The 17,480-nt window shown below is 63.4% G+C and carries 13 protein-coding genes and 1 pseudogene; 1 reads left to right on the top strand and 13 read right to left on the bottom strand.

What is annotated here, in order from left to right; translation table 11 throughout:
- Positions 1–141: 141 nt before the first annotated feature.
- From pyc to LB528_RS14435, 10 genes and pseudogenes are all read right to left on the bottom strand, one after another.
- Positions 142–3,600 carry a pyruvate carboxylase gene (gene pyc / locus LB528_RS14480; protein ID WP_224715303.1) on the bottom strand — a complete coding sequence of 1,153 codons (3,459 nt, stop codon included), beginning with the start codon at positions 3,598–3,600 and terminating at the stop codon, positions 142–144.
- A 270-nt stretch (positions 3,601–3,870) separates the two neighbouring features.
- Positions 3,871–4,986, bottom strand: a complete 1,116-nt coding sequence (locus tag LB528_RS14475) for a branched-chain amino acid ABC transporter substrate-binding protein (RefSeq protein ID WP_224510912.1) — start codon at positions 4,984–4,986, stop codon at positions 3,871–3,873.
- A gap of 136 nt (positions 4,987–5,122) precedes the next feature.
- Positions 5,123–5,470 (bottom strand): DUF6867 family protein, encoded by a 348-nt coding sequence (locus LB528_RS14470; RefSeq protein ID WP_224510914.1) that lies wholly within the window; start codon positions 5,468–5,470, stop codon positions 5,123–5,125.
- Between the two features lie 117 nt (positions 5,471–5,587).
- Positions 5,588–6,316, bottom strand: a complete 729-nt coding sequence (locus tag LB528_RS14465) for an ABC transporter ATP-binding protein (RefSeq protein WP_224715302.1) — start codon at positions 6,314–6,316, stop codon at positions 5,588–5,590.
- Positions 6,317–6,333: 17 nt separating this feature from the next.
- A pseudogene (locus tag LB528_RS14460) lies at positions 6,334–7,509 on the bottom strand (ABC transporter ATP-binding protein); the annotation flags it as partial.
- The gene (livM, locus tag LB528_RS14455) at positions 7,509–9,104 is read right to left on the bottom strand and encodes a high-affinity branched-chain amino acid ABC transporter permease LivM (RefSeq protein ID WP_224715301.1); all 1,596 of its coding nucleotides are present in this window, start codon (positions 9,102–9,104) and stop codon (positions 7,509–7,511) included. The gene livM and the pseudogene LB528_RS14460, both read right to left, overlap by 1 nt.
- A 5-nt stretch (positions 9,105–9,109) precedes the next feature.
- Positions 9,110–10,012, bottom strand: a complete 903-nt coding sequence (locus LB528_RS14450; protein WP_140841756.1) for a branched-chain amino acid ABC transporter permease — start codon at positions 10,010–10,012, stop codon at positions 9,110–9,112.
- A gap of 335 nt (positions 10,013–10,347) precedes the next feature.
- Entirely contained in the window at positions 10,348–11,349 is a 1,002-nt protein-coding gene (locus LB528_RS14445) for a 4-hydroxyproline epimerase (protein WP_224510921.1), read from the bottom strand.
- Positions 11,350–11,362: 13 nt separating this feature from the next.
- Positions 11,363–12,673, bottom strand: coding sequence for an NAD(P)/FAD-dependent oxidoreductase (locus LB528_RS14440; protein WP_224715300.1), 1,311 nt, complete (start codon positions 12,671–12,673; stop codon positions 11,363–11,365).
- A gap of 14 nt (positions 12,674–12,687) precedes the next feature.
- On the bottom strand, positions 12,688–13,623 hold the full coding sequence (locus LB528_RS14435) for a dihydrodipicolinate synthase family protein (RefSeq protein WP_224510925.1): 936 nt from the start codon (positions 13,621–13,623) through the stop codon (positions 12,688–12,690).
- Between the two features lie 69 nt (positions 13,624–13,692).
- Here LB528_RS14435 and LB528_RS14430 point away from each other — a divergent pair, with 69 nt between their 5' ends.
- On the top strand, positions 13,693–14,397 hold the full coding sequence (locus tag LB528_RS14430; protein ID WP_224715299.1) for a GntR family transcriptional regulator: 705 nt from the start codon (positions 13,693–13,695) through the stop codon (positions 14,395–14,397).
- Between the two features lie 26 nt (positions 14,398–14,423).
- On the opposite strand, the gene LB528_RS14425 is transcribed toward LB528_RS14430, so the two are convergent.
- The 3 genes from LB528_RS14425 to LB528_RS14415 all read right to left on the bottom strand — a co-directional run bounded on the left by LB528_RS14425 (position 14,424) and on the right by LB528_RS14415 (position 17,222).
- Complete coding sequence (locus LB528_RS14425) at positions 14,424–14,741, bottom strand: hypothetical protein (protein ID WP_224510929.1); 318 nt, start codon at positions 14,739–14,741, stop codon at positions 14,424–14,426.
- Between the two features lie 267 nt (positions 14,742–15,008).
- Positions 15,009–15,311 (bottom strand): hypothetical protein, encoded by a 303-nt coding sequence (locus LB528_RS14420; protein WP_224715298.1) that lies wholly within the window; start codon positions 15,309–15,311, stop codon positions 15,009–15,011.
- Positions 15,312–15,725: 414 nt separating this feature from the next.
- Positions 15,726–17,222, bottom strand: a complete 1,497-nt coding sequence (locus LB528_RS14415) for a CoA-acylating methylmalonate-semialdehyde dehydrogenase (protein WP_224715297.1) — start codon at positions 17,220–17,222, stop codon at positions 15,726–15,728.
- Between the last annotated feature and the right edge of the window lie 258 nt (positions 17,223–17,480).

Here is a 17,480-nt window from a genome sequence, read left to right as displayed (position 1 = left end):
CGCGTCTTCTGAAGCGATGGCGATTCCCGCCACGGCGAATTAGAGCGGGTTCCCTGCCCGAGCGGGCGCGGCGGGTCAAGACACTTGTCGAGCGGCTGTGGACGGCTGCTGTCAATCGTCCGTTCGACGTCCCGATCGCACCTACTTGAAGGCGATCAAGAGATCCTTCGCATCGATCTGGTCGCCGGCCTTGACCAGCACCTCGGCGACCTCGCCGTCGCGTTCAGCATGCAGCGCGGTTTCCATCTTCATGGCCTCGATCGACAAGAGCACGTCGCCCGCCTTGACCGCTTGTCCGGCCGCCACGGCAAGCGCCGACACGACGCCGGGCATCGGTGCGCCGACATGCGCCTCATTGCCGGGCTCGGCCTTGCGGCGCGCCTTGGCGGCGGAAGCGCCATGCGCCCTGTCCGGCACCTTGACGCGGCGCGGCTGGCCATTGAGCTCGAAGAACACGGTGACCATGCCCTTGTCGTCGACATCGCCGAACGCCTGGCAGCGAACCACCAGCGTCTTGCCCTTCTCGATGTCGAGGAAGATCTCGTCTTCCGGCTTCATGCCGTAGAAATAGGTCGGCGTCGGCAGCACGCTCACCGGCCCGTAGGTCTCCTGCGCCGCGGCGAAATCGGTGAACACCTTGGGGTACATCAGCCAGGAGGCGAACTCATATTCCGAGAGCTTGCGGTCGAGCTTGCCCTCGATGTCCTTGCGGCTGGCCTTGAGATCGGCTGCTTTTAGCAGCGAGCCGGGCCGCACAGTGATCGGCTTCTCGCCCTTCAGCGCCTTCTTTTGCAGTGCCGCCGGCCAACCGCCGGGCGACTGGCCGAGATCGCCGCGCAGCATCGACACGACCGAATCCGGGAAGGCGATGTCCTTGGCGGGGTTCTCGACATCGGCGACGGTGAGATCCTGGCTGACCATCATCAGCGCCATGTCGCCCACCACCTTGGACGACGGCGTCACCTTGACGATGTCGCCGAACATCAGGTTGACGTCGTGATAGGCCTGCGCGACCTCATGCCAGCGCGTCTCCAGGCCAAGCGAGCGCGCCTGTTCCTTTAGGTTGGTGAACTGGCCGCCCGGCATCTCGTGCAGGTAGACTTCGGAGGCCGGTCCCTTGAGGTCGCTCTCGAAGGCGGCGTACTGGTTGCGCACCGCTTCCCAGTAGAAGGAAATGCGGCGGATCCATTGCGGATCGAGACCGGGATCGCGCTCGGTGCCCTTCAGCGCCTCGACGATCGAGCCGAGGCAGGGCTGCGAGGTGTTGCCGGAGAAGGAATCCATCGCCGCGTCGATCGCGTCGGCGCCGCTCTCCACCGCCGCCAGCACCGTCGCTGCCGAAAGCCCCGACGTGTCATGCGTGTGGAAATGGATCGGCAGGTCGGTCGCCTCGCGCAGCGCCTTGAAAAGCACGCGCGCCGCGGCCGGCTTCAACAGGCCGGCCATGTCCTTGACGGCGATGATATGCGCGCCGGCGGCTTCCAACTCCTTGGCCAGCCCGACATAGTATTTGAGGTCGTATTTGGCGCGGGCCGGATCGAGGATGTCGCCGGTATAGCACATCGCCGCCTCGACCAGCTTGCCCTCGGCGCCGACCGCGTCCATGGCGACGCGCATGTTCTCGACCCAGTTCAGGCAGTCGAAGACGCGGAACAGATCGACGCCGCCGGCTGCCGCTTGGGCGACGAAATGCTGGACGACATTGTCGGGATAGTTGGTGTAGCCGACGCCGTTGGCGCCGCGCAAAAGCATCTGCAGCAGAAGATTGGGCGCCGCCTCGCGCACTTTGCTCAGCCGCTCCCACGGATCCTCGGTAAGGAAGCGCATGGCGACGTCGAACGTCGCGCCGCCCCAGCATTCCAGCGATAAGAGCTGCGGCAACGCCCGCGCATAGGTGCCGGCGATGCCGACGATGTCATAGGTGCGCATGCGCGTGGCGAGCAGCGACTGGTGGCCGTCGCGCATCGTCGTGTCGGTGACCAGCACCTGGCGCTGCTCGCGCATCCAGGCCGCGAATTTCTCGGGGCCTAGCGCATCGAGCCTCTGCTTGCTGCCGTCCGGAACATGGCCGTTGAGGTAGGGCACCACGGGTGCGGCCGCATTCGCCTTCGGCATCGGCCGGCCGCGCGTCTCCGGATGGCCGTTGACGCTGACGTCGGCGAGGTAGTTGAGCAGCTTGGTAGCGCGGTCCTGCCGCTTCACCTGCTCGAACAGCTCCGGCGTCGTGTCGATGAACCTGGTCGTATAGGAATTGTCGGCGAAGCGCGGGTGGTTGATGATCGCTTCGAGGAAGGTGAGGTTGGTGGCGACGCCACGGATGCGGAACTCGCGCAGCGCCCGGTTCATGCGCGAAATCGCCTCGCCGGGTGTCGGCGCCCAAGCCGTCACCTTTTCGAGCAGCGGATCGTAGAAGCGGGTGATGACCGCGCCCGAATAGGCGGTGCCGCCGTCGAGCCGGATGCCGAAGCCTGCCGCCTCGCGATAGGCGGTGATGCGGCCATAGTCCGGGATGAAATTGTGCTCCGGATCCTCGGTGGTGATGCGGCACTGGAGCGCATGGCCGTTCAGCCTGATGTCCTTCTGCGCCGGCACGCCCGATTGCTTGGTACCGATGGCGAAGCCGTCGAGGATGTGGATCTGTGCCTTGACGATGTCGATGCCCGTCACCTGCTCGGTGACGGTGTGCTCGACCTGGATGCGCGGATTGACCTCGATGAAGTAAAACTTGCCGGTGTCGGCGTCCTGCAGGAACTCGACCGTGCCGGCGCCGATATAGCTGGTCTCGCGCGCTATCTTGAGCGCGTAGCCGCAGAGCTCCTGGCGCAGTTCTTCGCTGAGATAGGGCGCCGGCGCACGCTCCACGACCTTCTGGTTGCGGCGTTGGATCGAGCAGTCGCGCTCGAACAGATGCACCGCATTGCCGTGGGTGTCGCCCAGCACCTGCACCTCGACATGGCGGGCGCGCTCGATCAGCTTTTCGAGATAGACCTCGTCTTTGCCGAATGCGGCCTTGGCCTCGCGCTTGCCCTCCATCACCTCGCGCGCGAGGTCGGCTTCGGAACGGATGGCGCGCATGCCGCGGCCGCCGCCGCCCCACGAGGCCTTGAGCATCACCGGATAGCCGATTTGCGCCGCGAGCTTCTTCACCTCGTCCATGTCGTCCGGCAGCGGTTCGGTTGCCGGCACCACCGGCACGCCAACCTCGATCGCCAGGTTGCGCGCGGCGACCTTGTTGCCCAGCCTGCGCATCGTTTCTGGCTTCGGCCCGATGAAGGTGATGCCGACTTCGGCGCAGGCTTCTGCGAATTCCGGGCTCTCCGAGAGAAGGCCGTAACCGGGATGGATGGCGTCGGCGCCCGACAGCCTGGCGACCCGGATCACCTCCTCGATCGACAGGTAGCTCTCGATCGGCCCCATGTCCTTGGCGAGATGCGGCCCGCGCCCGACCTGATAGCTCTCGTCGGCCTTGAAGCGGTGCAGCGAATATTTGTCCTCCTCCGCCCAGATCGCCACGGTTTTGAGGCCGAGCTCGTTGGCCGCGCGGAACACGCGGATGGCGATTTCGGACCGGTTGGCGACGAGGATCTTCGTGATGGCCAAGGACTGGGCTCCAGCAGCGGAAGGGAGATGAACCGGCGCAATGATTAAAGGGAAAATGCTGCAGCGCAAACAAATTTGCGCGACAGCTAAAACGATTTAAGTCGCCTGTTTGCGCCAAATCGTCATTGCTGTTCTTCGAACATCGGCAGTCGGCGGTGGACGGCAAGTCCACGGGATAGCACGGAGCTTTCCGGCCGGCCGCAAATCCGCAAACGAAAATGCCCGGCGCAAGCGCCGGGCATTCCGAACAGTCGGCTTGAGTTTGCCGGCTTATTTCTCGAAGTAGCTGTACTTGCCGTCGTCGCCCTTCTTCCACTCGTAGATGACATAGTCGGGACGGGTGATGTCGCCCTTGGCGTCGTAACCGATGTCGCCGATGGCCGTCTTCCAGGTGTTGGCCCTGATCGTCTCGGCGACCTTCTGCGCATCGTCGGCCGAGCCGGTCTTGGCGATGGCCTGGGCGATGATCTGCACCGCGGCATAGGAATAGAGCGTGTAGGCTTCCGGCTCGAAGCCGTTGGCGCGGAACTTCTCCACCACTTCCTTGGCGGCCGGATTCTTGCGCGGATCCGGAGCGAAGGTGTTGAGCGTGCCGGCAACGGCATCACCCGCGATCGAGGCCAGTTCGTTGGAGACGATACCGTCGCCCGAGAACAGCGGCGCCTTCAGGCCCTGGTCAGCCGACTGACGGATGATCAGGCCGGCTTCGGTGTGCAGGCCGCCCCAATAGATGAGCGTGACACCGTTTTCCTTCATCTTGGCGATGAGGGCCGAGAAGTCCTTGTCGCCGACATTCACGCCTTCATATAATACTTCCTTGATGCCGTTGGCGTTCAGGTTCTTCTTGGTCTCGTCGGCAAGACCCTGGCCATAAGGCGTCTTGTCGTGGATGATGGCGATCTTGGCATCCTTGAAGTTCTTGGCGATGTAATCGCCGGCCACCTTGCCCTGCTGGTCGTCGCGACCGCAGGTGCGGAAGGTGTTCCACATGCCGCGCTCGGTGAACTTCGGATTGGTCGCGGCCGGCGTGATCTCGAGGATGCCGTTCTCTTGATAGACTTCCGACGCCGGGATCGAGACGCCCGAATTGAAGTGGCCGTCGACATACTTGACGCCATCGGCGACGAACTTGTTGGCGACCGAGATGCCTTGCTTGGGGTCGGAGACGTCGTCACCGATCTCGAGTTTGAGCTGCTGGCCGAGGATGCCGCCCGCCGCGTTGATGTCGGCGATCGCCTGTTCCGCGCCCTTCTGCAACTGCGCGCCGAAGGCGGCGTTCGGACCGGTGATCGGACCGGCGACGCCGATCAGGATGTCGGCCCACGCGCTGCCGCTGAACGCGACGAACGCGGTCAGCGCCACGGCGGACAAAAGTGATTTTTTCATTGAAACGCTCCCATTTACGGAGTGGGCGTGGATGATACTTTCATGCGATGCCCACCCTTATCGCAGAAAGCATAGAATGCCGATTTTCAGGCACTTGTCACGCCGATTCATCCCCGAAACGGCGTAATGGTGAACGTCAAGCTTTCGGTTTCCAGCTTAACAAGGAAGCTCTTTCATAGAGCCAGTTATACTGTGTGACCATTTGGTTGGTGCGCGTGTATTGATAGCCGACGAAGCCGAAAATCATCAGCACGATGGTGTCGACGATATAGTAATGCAGCGAGAACATCGTGCCCTCGAACAAAGCGTGATGGATGAACCTGACGCCGATGCCGAGACCGAGCAGGTAGAAAAACAGCTGGAGATACGTGCTCCAGGTCTGAGCCGCCGCCTTGCCTGTCATCCATGCCGCCCCGCCGCCAAGCAGGCCTGTGACGAACAGAAACTGCCAGATCGTGGCCTCTTCGTAGATAATACCCTGCATGGTTGATATCCCCAGATCTTAGCATGATCCCGAAAAGTTGCAGACTTTTCGGAGAAGATCATGCTTCAAGAATAAAGCCTTAGAGCGGGATGGCGATCCTGGGAAAGTCATCGCGCTCTAATGATGTCCGCCTTCGAGATAGGCGGCCCGCACTTCCGGATTGGCGAGCAACTCCTTGCCGGTGCCGCTCATCGTCACATTGCCGTTGACCATGACATAACCGCGCGTGGCCAGTTTGAGCGCGCCGAAGGCGTTCTGCTCCACCAGGAACACGGTCAGCCCCTGCGTCTTGTTGAGCTCGCGGATGGCGTCGAAGATCTGCTTGACGATCAGCGGCGCCAAGCCCAGCGACGGCTCGTCGAGCAAAAGCAGTTTCGGCCGCGCCATCAGCGCGCGCCCGATCGACAGCATCTGCTGCTCGCCGCCCGACAGGGTGCCGCCGCGCTGGGTGATGCGCTCCTTCAGCCGCGGGAACAGCGTGAACACCTTTTCGACGTCCTCGTCATAATGTTTGAGGTTGTCGAGGCTGGCGCCCATCTGCAGGTTTTCCATCACCGTCATGCGCGGGAAGATGCGGCGTCCTTCCGGCGACTGGGCGATACGCAGGCGGGCGATCTCGTGCGTCGGCAGCTGGGTGATCTCGGTGCCGGCGAAGGTGATGGTGCCGGTCCGCGCGCGCGGAGCGCCGAAGATGGTCATCATCAAGGTCGACTTGCCGGCGCCGTTGGCGCCGATAAGCGCCACGATCTCACCCTGGTTGACCTGCACATTGACGCCGTTCAGCGCCCGGATGTTGCCGTAATAGGTCTCGACGCCCTTGATGTCGAGCAGCGTTGTGCCGGCCATTATTTGCGCCCTCCACGCTTGCCCGCTGTGGGCTTGGCCGCTGTGTCCTTGCCCTTCGAAGCACTGCCGGCTTTCGCGGCGGGCGCCTTGGCAGCCGGCTTGTTAGGTGCCGCTTTCGCAGTGCCGGATTTCGCGGCCGGCTTGGCTGCCGATTGGGGCTTGCTGGCTATCGAGGCGGCGCGCGCGTCGACCTGCGCCGCCTTCGAGGCGCCCTTCGACACGGTGACCCGCTCGCCCTCATTCGCATGTTCGACGGAATCGGAAACCGGCCCCGCCATCATCGAAGCGGAATTGCCGGGCCCATGCGCGGAATCGGGGCCGGTATCGAGCTGCTCGATTACGTCCTCGTCGCCGACCTCGGTCAGCACCGTCTCGACCTCTTCGTCGTCGACACCGAGATAGGCGGCGATGACGCGCGGGTCGGTCCTGACCGATGCCGGATTGCCGTCGGAAATCTTGCGGCCGTATTCGAGCACGACGACATGGTCGGAGATCTGCATCACCACCGACATGTCATGCTCGATGAGCAGGATCGACGTGCCGGTGCTTTTGATGCCCATCAACAGCTCGTTGAGCGCGGCCGATTCCTTCGGATTGAGGCCGGCGGCCGGTTCGTCCAGGCACAGAAGCTCCGGCCCCGTGCACATGGCGCGCGCGATCTCCAGGCGCCGCTGCGCGCCATAGGGCAGGTCGCCCGCGGGATCGTCGGCGCGGTCGACGAGATCGGCCTTCTCCAGCCAGTGCCTGGCGAGCTCGATCGATTCGGCCGAAGCCTGTCGATAGCTCGGAAAGCCGAACAGGCCGAGAAGGGTATAGCCCGATGCCTTCATCAGCTTGTTGTGCTGAGCAACGAGCAGGTTCTCGAGCAGCGTCATGCCGGAGAACAGGCGGATGTTCTGGAAAGTGCGCGCCACCTTGGCGCGCGCCGGGATCTCATGGTTGGGCAGGCGCTCGAGCAGATAGGTCGAGCCGTCGTTCCGGTTCAGCGTCATCATGCCTTCGGTCGGCTTGTAGAAGCCGGTGATGCAGTTGAACACCGTGGTCTTGCCGGCGCCGTTCGGGCCGATCAACGCGGTGATCTCGCCGCGCCTGGCCTGGAACGACAGGTCGCCGATGGCGACCAGGCCGCCGAACTTCATCGACAGATGCTCGACCTGCAGGATGAAGTCGTTCGAGGAAGGGGTCGCGTTCATCAGCCGTGGCCCTCCTTGGTGAAGGAGGCCGAGACCGCTCTTCGCTGCTTGAGGAAGGCCGTGGGCTCGCGGCTGCCGACGAAGCCGCGCGGCTTCCACAGCATGACGATCACCATGGCCATGCCGAACAAAAGCATGCGGTAGAGTTCAGGCGTGAAATCGGGACCGAAGACCCGCTTCAGGAAGTCGAGTTCTCGCAACGCTTCAGTGCCGCCGATCATCACCAGTGCCGCTACGGCGATGCCGATCAGCGAACCCATGCCGCCAAGCACGACGATGGCAAGGACGATCGCCGATTCCAGGAAGACGAAGGATTCTGGGCTGACGAACCCTTGCCGTGCGGCGAAGAACGAGCCGGCAAAGCCGCCGAACATGGCGCCGGTGGCGAACGCCGTCAGCTTGGTAGTGGTGGTGTTGATGCCGAGCGAGCGGCAGGCGATCTCGTCCTCACGTAGCGCTTCCCACGCCCTGCCGACCGGCAGACGGCGCAGTCTGACGGTGACGAAGGCGGTGAGGAGGCAGAGCCCCAAGATTAGATAATAGAGGAAAATCTTGTAGTAGGCGCTCGATGTGGCGATGTTCAAAACCTTAGCGATGTAGTTCGGATCGGAGACGTTGAACGTCATCAGGCCGAAGAACGAGACTTTCGGAATGCCGGAGATGCCGGCCGAACCATTGGTCACTTCGCGCCAGTTGATCAGCACGAGCCGGATGATCTCGCCGAAGGCGAGCGTGACGATCGCCAGATAGTCGCCGCGCAATCGCAGCACCGGAAAGCCGAGCATGACGCCCCAGAATGCGGCCATGCAGCCGGCGGCCGGAAGCAGAATCCAGAAGGACAGGCCGAAATGCGTGCCGAGCAGCGCGTAGGCATACGCGCCGACAGCATAGAAGGCGACATAACCGAGGTCGAGCAGTCCGGCGAGGCCGATGACGATGTTCAGCCCCCAAGCCAGCATCACATAGATCAGGATCTGTATGCCGAAATTGTCGACCCACTTCAGAGAGCCCTGAAAACCTCCCGCCATCGACCCTGTCATCAGCGCAAGCACCAGCACGACGACGACCGGATAGAGCGCCAGCGCGCTGATGCCCAACGCCGACAAGTGGGCGTGGATGAAGGCCCGGAAATAATACATTACCCAGGCGACGGCATAGATGATCGCCAACGCCCGCACGAAGCGTGCGTAGCCGGCAAGGTCGGGTCCGAGCAGCCCGTCAAGCGAGCCGGCCAGCACGAACAGCAAGGCTGCGATAACGACCGCGGCTATGAAAAAAGGCATCCTGAAGAAGCGTGCCGCCACGGTCTCGGGCAGCAGGCCTGTGTCGATGTCGGCGACCTTCAGACTCGCCAGGAAGGGCTGGCCATAAGCAACATACAGGAAGCGGCCAACGGCAGTGGCAATGACCACCAGGGCGAGCAAGCCCCAGCGCTGCACCAGGATCAGTTCGTTGCTGATGTTCTGGTCGGTCCTGAGACCGATGAAAAGCACGAACAGGCCGAGCGAAATGGCGCCGGCGTAAAGCGCCTCGCGGAAAGCACGTTGGATGGGAGTAGCGACGGCGTCGCGCTCCGAAGACACGGTAGCGGCCATGAGGATCAGACCTTTTCGACTTCAGGCCGGCCGAGGATGCCGGAGGGCAGGAAAATCAGCACGATCGCCAGGATCGAGAAAGCGGCGACGTCCTTGTAGTCGATCGAGAAATAGGCCGACCACATGCTCTCGATGAAGCCGATGAGCAATCCTCCGAGCACGGCGCCGGGCAGGGAGCCGATGCCGCCAAGCACGGCCGCCGTGAAGGCTTTCACGCCCGGCACGAAGCCGTCCGAGAACACCACGACGCCGTAATACATCAGGAACAGCGTGCCGGCGACCGCGGCAAGGGCCGCGCCCATGATGAAGGTGATGGAGATGGTGCGGTCGACGTCGATGCCCAGCAGCGCGGCCATCTTGCGGTCCTGTTCGCAGGCGCGCTGCGCCCGCCCGAGCGCCGTTCTGTTGACGAGATACCAGAAGATCGCCAGCAGTATGACGGTGACGATCACGATGAGGATCTGCTTCAGTGAAACGCTCACGCCATCAACAGTGTAGACTTGGCTGACCAGCGGCGGAATCGGCTTGTTGCGCGGCCCTTGCGTGACCTGGACGAAGTTGGACAGCGCGATCGACATGCCGATGGCGGTGATCAGCGGCGCCAGGCGGAACGAGCCGCGCAGCGGCCGGTAGGCTACCTTCTCGATCGTCCAGTTGTAGAGGCTGGTGAGAAGCATCGCCACGATCATCATGATCAGGAGCGCCACCACGACCGGCACCGAATAGAACAGCGCGCCAAGGATCAGGAAGACGATGAGCGCCGTGAAGGCGCCGACCATGAAGATGTCGCCATGGGCGAAATTGATCATGCCGATGATGCCGTAGACCATCGTGTAGCCGATCGCGATCAGCCCATAGATCGATCCCAGCGTCAGCCCATTGATAAGCTGCTGGACGAAATACTGCATATTTATGCGGCTCCCCTGGAATGTCGCCTTTCAGGACGCATTCCTTTTCGTATTGCCCCTAGTCGTAAAGTTTCGAGCCCGGATTGCAACGTGATTTTTCAATCGCTCCGCGTGGTTTGGAAGCACGCCGTCCGATTGCCCGTTTTTTCGCGCCCGACCCCTGGACTATCGCGGACCCTATCATTGGCATAACGCAATGTCTTTGACGATTCACCCCTATAATGCCCGTCCTTTCGAAGAAAGTGCCGTCAAAAGAAGGTGATGTGAAGATTTCTTGCGCGAACGAAGGCACTCCATTTTAGCCGGAGCGCCTTCCGTTGCGTGAGCTATGACGCTTATGTGACGATGAACCCGTGCGCGAACGGATCGCGGTCGTCGATGAAGATGGTGTTCAACCCGGTCATCCGTGCCCAGCCGCCGATCGAGGGGATGATCGCCGGCTTGCCCGCCACGCTGACCTCCTTTTCGACCCTGCCCTTGAACAGCGAGCCGATGATCGATTCATGCACGAAACTGTCGCCGGGCTTGAGCTTGCCCTTGGCATGGAGCTGCGCCATGCGTGCCGAGGTGCCCGTGCCGCAAGGCGAGCGGTCGATCGCCTTGTCGCCATAGAAGACGGCGTTGCGCGCATCGGCCTCGGCATGTTTCGGCTTGCCCGTCCACAGCATATGCGAGAGCCGGTTGATGCCGGGGTTCTCCGGATGCACGAAAGAGTATTTCTCGTTGAGGCGCTGGCGCACCACCGGGCTCCAGGCGATGAGGTTGCCCGCCGAGTAATCGGCCATGTCCCGATAATTCTTCTGTGGCTCGACGATGGCGTAGAAATTGCCGCCATAGGCGACGTCGACGCTGATCTCCCCGAGCACCGGGCAGTCGACGGTCAATCCTTCAGCATAGAGGAAGGACGGCACGTTGGTGATGCGCACCTCCTCGACATATTCGCCGACCTGTTTGTATTCGGCGATGACAAGGCCGGCCGGCGTGTCGAGCCTCAAGACGCCCGGCGTCTTTGGCTTCACCAGCCCGTGTTCGATCGCCATCGTGACGGTGCCGATCGTACCATGGCCGCACATCGGCAGGCAGCCCGAGGTCTCGATGAACAGGATGGCGATGTCGCAGTCCTCGCGCGTCGGCGGGTAGAGGATCGAGCCCGACATCACGTCATGGCCGCGCGGCTCGAACATCAGCCCGGTGCGGATCCAGTCATATTCGGCGAGGAAATGCGCCCGCCGCTCCATCATCGTCGCCCCCTCGAGCAGCGGCCCGCCGCCGGCGACCAGGCGCACCGGGTTGCCGCAGGTGTGGCCGTCGATGCAGAAGAAGGATTTTTTCGCCATGATGCACTCTTTTTCAGAAACGCTGCGGACTGAAGGGCGTGAGATCGAGCGGCGGAGTCTGCCCGAGAACGAGATCGCGGATCAAGCGGCCGGTCGCCGCCGACTGGGTGAGGCCAAGATGGCCGTGGCCGAAGGCATAATAGACGTTCGGCGCGCGCGCCGCGCCGATGACCGGCAATGAATCCGGCAGTGATGGACGATAGCCCATCCACTCGCGGCCGCCGGACGGGTCGAGCCCAGGCAGGAAACGCTTCGCCTTCTCCAGCATCGCCTTGGAACGGGCGAAATTGGGTGGCCGCTCGATGCCGCCGAGCTCGACGGCGCCGCCGACGCGCAAGCCGGTTTCGAGCGGCGTGATGACGAAGCCATGCCCGGAAAAGATCAGCTGCCGCCTCACGTCGAAAGCCGACACAGGCAGCGTCGTGTTATAGCCGCGCTCGGTTTCGAGTGGGATGCGGTCGCCGAGATTTCTTGCCAGGAGATGCGACCAGGCGCCGGCGGCGATCAGGAGCTTCTTGGCCGTGCGCCTGCTGCCGTCGGCCAGGATGATCGTCGCGCCGTCTGCGCTGGCCTCGATGCGCTCGACCCGCGCATGCTCGAAACGGGCGCCGAGCTTTTCCGCATAGGCCCAGATCGCCTTGCCGAGCAGCTTCGGATCGGCGACCGTCTTCCAGCCCGGCACGAAGGTGGCCTTGACGAAGCGCGGCGAAAGCCCCGGCTGGAGCGCGGCCATCTCTTCGTCCTCGACATGGCGGAAGCCAATGCCGAAACGCTGGCGTTCCGCCCAGCCGGGCAGCGAGGCGCGGAACTCCGCCTCGTTCTCATAGAACTCCAGCGAACCATCCTCGCGCAGCATCGGCCGCGTGCCGGAGCGGTCGAGCAGCGCCATCCATTCGGCCTCGGCCAAGCTCATCATGCCGGCCTGCGTGGCAAGGCTCGCTTCGTAGTGCTTGGGCGCGCCGGCCCGCCAGAAGCGGATCAGCCAGGGCAGGAGTTTCGGCAGATAGGCCGGCGGAATGGTCAAAGGCCCGAGCGGGTCGGCGAGCCATTTCGGCAATTGCCGGATCATCCCCTTATGCGCCAGCGGCAGCACGTCGGAGAAGGCGAAGGCGGCGGCATTGCCGGAGCTCGTCTCCTCGCATATGCCGGTGCGGTCGAAGACGGTGACGCTGCGCCCCGCTTCCGAGAGCAGGGTGGCAGCGCAGATGCCGATGATGCCGCCGCCGATGATGGCGATGTCTTCCGCTTCTCCCCGCGCACGGGGAGAAGGTGCCCCAGTGGCGGAGCGCCGCTCCTGTTCCAGGGATTTGGAATTTGCTTGCACGTCAGGGCTGTCCCTTATTCGGCCGCCACCAGCTTGTTTGTCGATCGAGGAGACGTCTGCAGCGGCGGCAGCTTCGGCCGCACCGCCAGCGCATCCCGGACGATCTTTTCGACCGCCTTGCGGCGTTCACCCGACAGCGGCTGGCGCGGCATGCGCACTCGATCATTGGTACCGATCGCCAGCACTTCGGCAAGCTTGATGTTTTGGACCAGATAGGTCGAGACATCGAGGTCGAGCAAGGGCCGGAACCAGCGATAGATCGCCAGCGCCTCGTCGCGGCGGCCCTGCCGCATCAGCTGGTAGATCGCGACCGTCTCGCGCGGGAAGGCGGTGACAAGGCCGGCGACCCAGCCGATTGCGCCGACCGACAGCGCCTCGAAGGCGAGGTTGTCGACGCCGGTGAAGAGGTCGTAGCGGTCGCCGAACCGATTGATGATCTCGGTCGAGCGGCGGATGTCGTCGGAGGATTCCTTGATGGCGACGAAGCGTCTGTCCGACGCCAGCTCCTCCATCAGGTCGACGGTGACATCGACGCGGTAGGCGAGCCGGTTGGAATAGATCATCACCGGCAGGTCGCCGGCTTCCGCGACGGCGCGCAGGGCGGCGACCGTCTCTTGCGGGTTGGTGTGGTAGATCGGGCTCGGCACCACCATCAGCCCATCGGCGCCTTCCTTGGCGGCGCGTTTGGCGATAACAGCCGCCTCGCGGGTGCCGGGCTCGTTGACGGTCAAGAGCACCGGCTTCTTGCCGGCGATTTTCTGCGCCGTCTTCAGCACCTCGATCTTCTCGTCAGGCGACAGCATCGGCCCCTCGCCAAGCGAGCCGCAGACGATGATGCCGTCGCAACCGGCCTCCATCTGCAGGGAATAGCAGCGCTCCATCTCGGCATGATCCAGGCGGTCGTCGGCGGTGAATTTGGTCGTGACGGCGGGGAAAACTCCGGTCCACATAGCTGTCTCTCCAATTGATATATCAGGCGTATATCTATTAAGAGCTAGCTCGTCAATGCTGAATCCGTTATGATATATGAAAAATATATCAGGAGCCGACCTTTGATCTCGCCGTTGATATCCGCTGAATCGAACGCGGCCTTCGAACCGGCGGCGACCAAGGCCTATCGCGCGCTGGAGCACATGATCGTCACGCTCGAGCTGGCACCGTCGAGCTTCGTCACCGAAGGCGCGCTGATCGAGCGGCTGGGCCTCGGACGCACCCCGGTGCGCGAGGCGATCCAGCGGCTGGCCTGGGAAGGGCTTCTCGACATCAGACCCCGCGCGGGCATCGCGGTCGCGCCGCTTCACGCCGGCGACTGGTTGCGGGTGCTGGATGCGCGGCGCGGCATCGAGGTCGTGCTCGCCCGTTCGGCCGCCCGCTTCGTCACCCGCGAGGCCGCTGACCTGTTCCACGAGGCGGCCCTGGCCATGCAGAAGGCGGTGATCTCGACCAACGTGCTTGCCTTCATCCAGGCCGACAAGGCGCTCGACGAGGCGTTGGCCATCGCCGCCGACAACCCCTTCGCGGCGCGCGTCGCCGCCCCCTTGCAGACCCACAGCCGCCGCTTCTGGTACCGCTACAAGGCCGACACCGGCCTCGCCGAATCGGCCGAGCACCACGTCGCTTTGATCCGCTCCATCCTCGACGGCGACGAAGAAGCCGCCGCCAAGGACGCCAAGAAGCTGATAGCGCTGCTGCGCGGTCATGCCGAGGTGGCCGCCACGCGCTGAGCAGGATCGGCGCCTGCTCGAGGCGTTCAGCCGCCCGGCTGCCCGACCGCGCTGGCCAGCGTGTCTTCCCACCCCTCGCCGGCGGCCAGGATGCAGCTCTGGCCTTTGACGTCGGTCATCAGGATGGTCCAGGTTCCGCCGGCCGAGACGAACACCTCGAAGATGGCGACTTGTCCGGCCACGCCATAGCCCAGCCGCTTCTCCTCGAATGCCTCCGCCAACCTCGCGACCAGATAGTCATGGCCGCCGCAGATGACTTGCGCCCGCGCCGGAACTGCCGAAAGCGCCATCATGGCGCCAACGGCCGCAAGCTTGACCCATTGAAACGAAAATTCGCGTGCCATGGGGCACCTCCTTTGCCTTCGCATTCCGGCAAGGGAGGCACATTCGGCCGCCTCAGTGTGCCGGAAGGCTCCAGGCCGGATTGGACGTCTTCATCGCGTCACTCCTTCTGGCTTCCGGTCTGTCGTCGGGAGATCATGACTCCCTGGATTCGATATGGTGAAGCTCTGCTCCATAAACAAGCGGCGCCATGGGAAGCGCCTTCCTTGGCGGAACTTGGCGCTCGACCGCAGGAGCCGTTGTGGTGCTCACCCGGCTCCCTGGCGTTTTCAGGCGCCCGGCATCGCCGCGGTGATCGTCGGGCTATCCCAGCCCTCGCCGACGGAAAGCACACAGCTCTGGCCCTTGGTGTCGGAGGCGAGCACCGTCCAGCTTCCCTGGTCGGAGACGAAGATCTCGAGCACGACGTTCGGATTGATCAGTCCGCGCCCGGCCTCGGTTTCGTGGAACTTGTCGCCAAGCGCCTTGATGATGTCGGCGCGTGGCGCACATTGAGCCGCCGCGCTCGCCGGCGCGGCTCCAACGGTGATCGCGGCCGCCGCCAATATTGCCGCCACAAAAAATCCTGTCATCTGACACCTCCTCGCGCCAGACGAGAACCCCGGCTTGAACCGGCGCTGCTTGGTTGCCTGCCCGCATGGCAGGAATATAGCCTAAGGCAGATGGTGGTCTGTTGGTTCCATCACACGGCGATGGAATTATCAGAAGGTGCAGATGCTTTCCCGACGTGCTTTCCAGAGACCATGCACCTTGAGTTGTGCTGCTGACGCCACGAACCTGCAAACAGCAAGATTTAAAGGGCGGCTGACCCGCGTGACGCCATAAAAAGGAAAGCGCGGCTTGCGCCGCGCTCCTCAATGTTGATTTGGAAAATCGTCCGGGGTCAGTTCATCGTCGGGATGACGAACTCGGCGCCGTCCTTGATGCCTCGCCGCGCGCCCGCAGCCACGAAGTGGCGAGGACGCGCAAACGAGGAAACCGTCGGGCTAGTTCATCGTCGGGATGACGAATTCCGCGCCATCCTTGATGCCCGACGGCCAGCGCGAGGTGACCGTCTTGGTCTTGGTGTAGAAGCGGAACGCGTCCGGGCCGTGCTGGTTGAGGTCGCCGAAGGACGACGCCTTCCAGCCGCCGAAGGTGTAATAGGCGATCGGAACCGGGATCGGCACGTTGATGCCGACCATGCCGACCTGGACTCTGGAGGCGAAATCGCGCGCGGCGTCGCCGTCGCGGGTGAAGATGGCGACGCCATTGCCCATCTCGTGGTCGTTGGCGAGCTTGATGGCGTCCTCGTAGCGCGGCGCGCGCACAACCGAGAGCACCGGCCCGAAGATCTCTTCCTTGTAGATGCGCATGTCGGCGGTCACGTTGTCGAACAGGCAGCCGCCCATATAGTAGCCGTTCTCATAGCCCTGCATCTTGAAGCCGCGGCCGTCGACGACAAGCTTGGCGCCTTCCTTGACGCCGATATCGACATAGCCCTTCACGCGCTCCAGCGCCTGTGCGGTCACCAGCGGGCCGAAATCAGCGGAAGAATCGGTCGAGGGGCCGACCTTCAGGCTTTCGACGCGCGGCACCAGCTTTTCCATCAGCCGGTTGGCGGTGTCGTTGCCGACCGGGACGGCCACCGAGATCGCCATGCAGCGTTCGCCGGCCGAGCCGTAGCCGGCGCCGATGAGCGCATCGACCGTCTGGTCCATGTCGGCGTCGGGCATGATGATCATGTGGTTCTTGGCGCCGCCGAAGCACTGCACGCGCTTGCCCGATGCCGTGCCGCGCGAATAGATATAGTGGGCAATCGGCGTCGAGCCGACGAAGCCGATCGCCTTGATGTCCGGATCGTCGAGGATGGCGTCGACCACTTCCTTGTCGCCATTGACGACGTTGAGGATACCGGCAGGCAGGCCGGCCTCGATGAAGAGTTCGGCGATGCGGATCGGCACGCCCGGATCGCGCTCGGACGGCTTCAGGATGAAGGCGTTGCCGCAGGCGATGGCCGGCGCGATCTTCCACAGCGGGATCATCGCCGGGAAGTTGAACGGGGTGATGCCGGCGACGACGCCGAGTGGCTGGCGCATCGAATAGACGTCGATGCCGGGGCCGGCGCCATCGGTGAACTCGCCCTTCATCATGTGCGGCGCGCCAATGCAGACCTCGACCACTTCGAGGCCGCGCTGGATGTCGCCGCGCGCATCGGCGATGGTCTTGCCGTGCTCGCGCGCCAGGATGTCGGCCAGCTCGTCATAGTCGCGCTGGACCAGCTCGAGGAACTTCATCAGCACGCGCACGCGCCGCTGGGGGTTGGTGGCCGCCCATTTCGGCTGCGCCGCCTTGGCGTTCTCGACCGCGGCGCGCAGCTCCGCCTGCGAGGCTAAAGCCACCGTGCCGCGCACGGAGCCGTCCATCGGCTGCATCACATCCTGCTTGCGCCCGCTGGTGCCGGCGACACGCTTGCCGCCGATGAAATGACCGTATTCGATCATGCCTTCTCTCCCTTGTTTGGTGATGGTGCATTGTCCGCCTTTGCCTCGGCGATGGCAACGCGAGCCAAAACGCAACCGTTGTGCGGAAAATAGACAACGATCCCGAGCTGTGCATTAATTGCCGCAAATGACGGATTGCCGAAAAGGCCGAAGCTTGCGTTCCTTCACACCCCCCTCTGGCGTGCCGGCCATCTCCCCCGCAAGGGGGGAGATCAGACGCCACGAGGGCTTTCGCCAATCACCAACCATTGAAAAGAA

Source organism: Mesorhizobium sp. CA4, assembly GCF_020165075.1.
Classification (GTDB): domain Bacteria; phylum Pseudomonadota; class Alphaproteobacteria; order Rhizobiales; family Rhizobiaceae; genus Mesorhizobium.
The sequence above is the reverse complement of the archived record's forward strand: the minus strand, read 5'-3'. Positions and strand labels throughout refer to the sequence as shown.

Coding starts and splice junctions, on each gene's coding strand:
- LB528_RS14475 (WP_224510912.1), bottom strand. CDS start 4,986: ATGAAAAAATCACTTTTGTCCGCCGTGGCGCTGACCGCGTTCGTCGCG.
- LB528_RS14470 (WP_224510914.1), bottom strand. CDS start 5,470: ATGCAGGGTATTATCTACGAAGAGGCCACGATCTGGCAGTTTCTGTTC.
- LB528_RS14465 (WP_224715302.1), bottom strand. CDS start 6,316: ATGGCCGGCACAACGCTGCTCGACATCAAGGGCGTCGAGACCTATTAC.
- livM (WP_224715301.1), bottom strand. CDS start 9,104: ATGGCCGCTACCGTGTCTTCGGAGCGCGACGCCGTCGCTACTCCCATC.
- LB528_RS14450 (WP_140841756.1), bottom strand. CDS start 10,012: ATGCAGTATTTCGTCCAGCAGCTTATCAATGGGCTGACGCTGGGATCG.
- LB528_RS14445 (WP_224510921.1), bottom strand. CDS start 11,349: ATGGCGAAAAAATCCTTCTTCTGCATCGACGGCCACACCTGCGGCAAC.
- LB528_RS14435 (WP_224510925.1), bottom strand. CDS start 13,623: ATGTGGACCGGAGTTTTCCCCGCCGTCACGACCAAATTCACCGCCGAC.
- LB528_RS14430 (WP_224715299.1), top strand. CDS start 13,693: ATGATATATGAAAAATATATCAGGAGCCGACCTTTGATCTCGCCGTTG.
- LB528_RS14425 (WP_224510929.1), bottom strand. CDS start 14,741: ATGGCACGCGAATTTTCGTTTCAATGGGTCAAGCTTGCGGCCGTTGGC.
- LB528_RS14420 (WP_224715298.1), bottom strand. CDS start 15,311: ATGACAGGATTTTTTGTGGCGGCAATATTGGCGGCGGCCGCGATCACC.
- LB528_RS14415 (WP_224715297.1), bottom strand. CDS start 17,222: ATGATCGAATACGGTCATTTCATCGGCGGCAAGCGTGTCGCCGGCACC.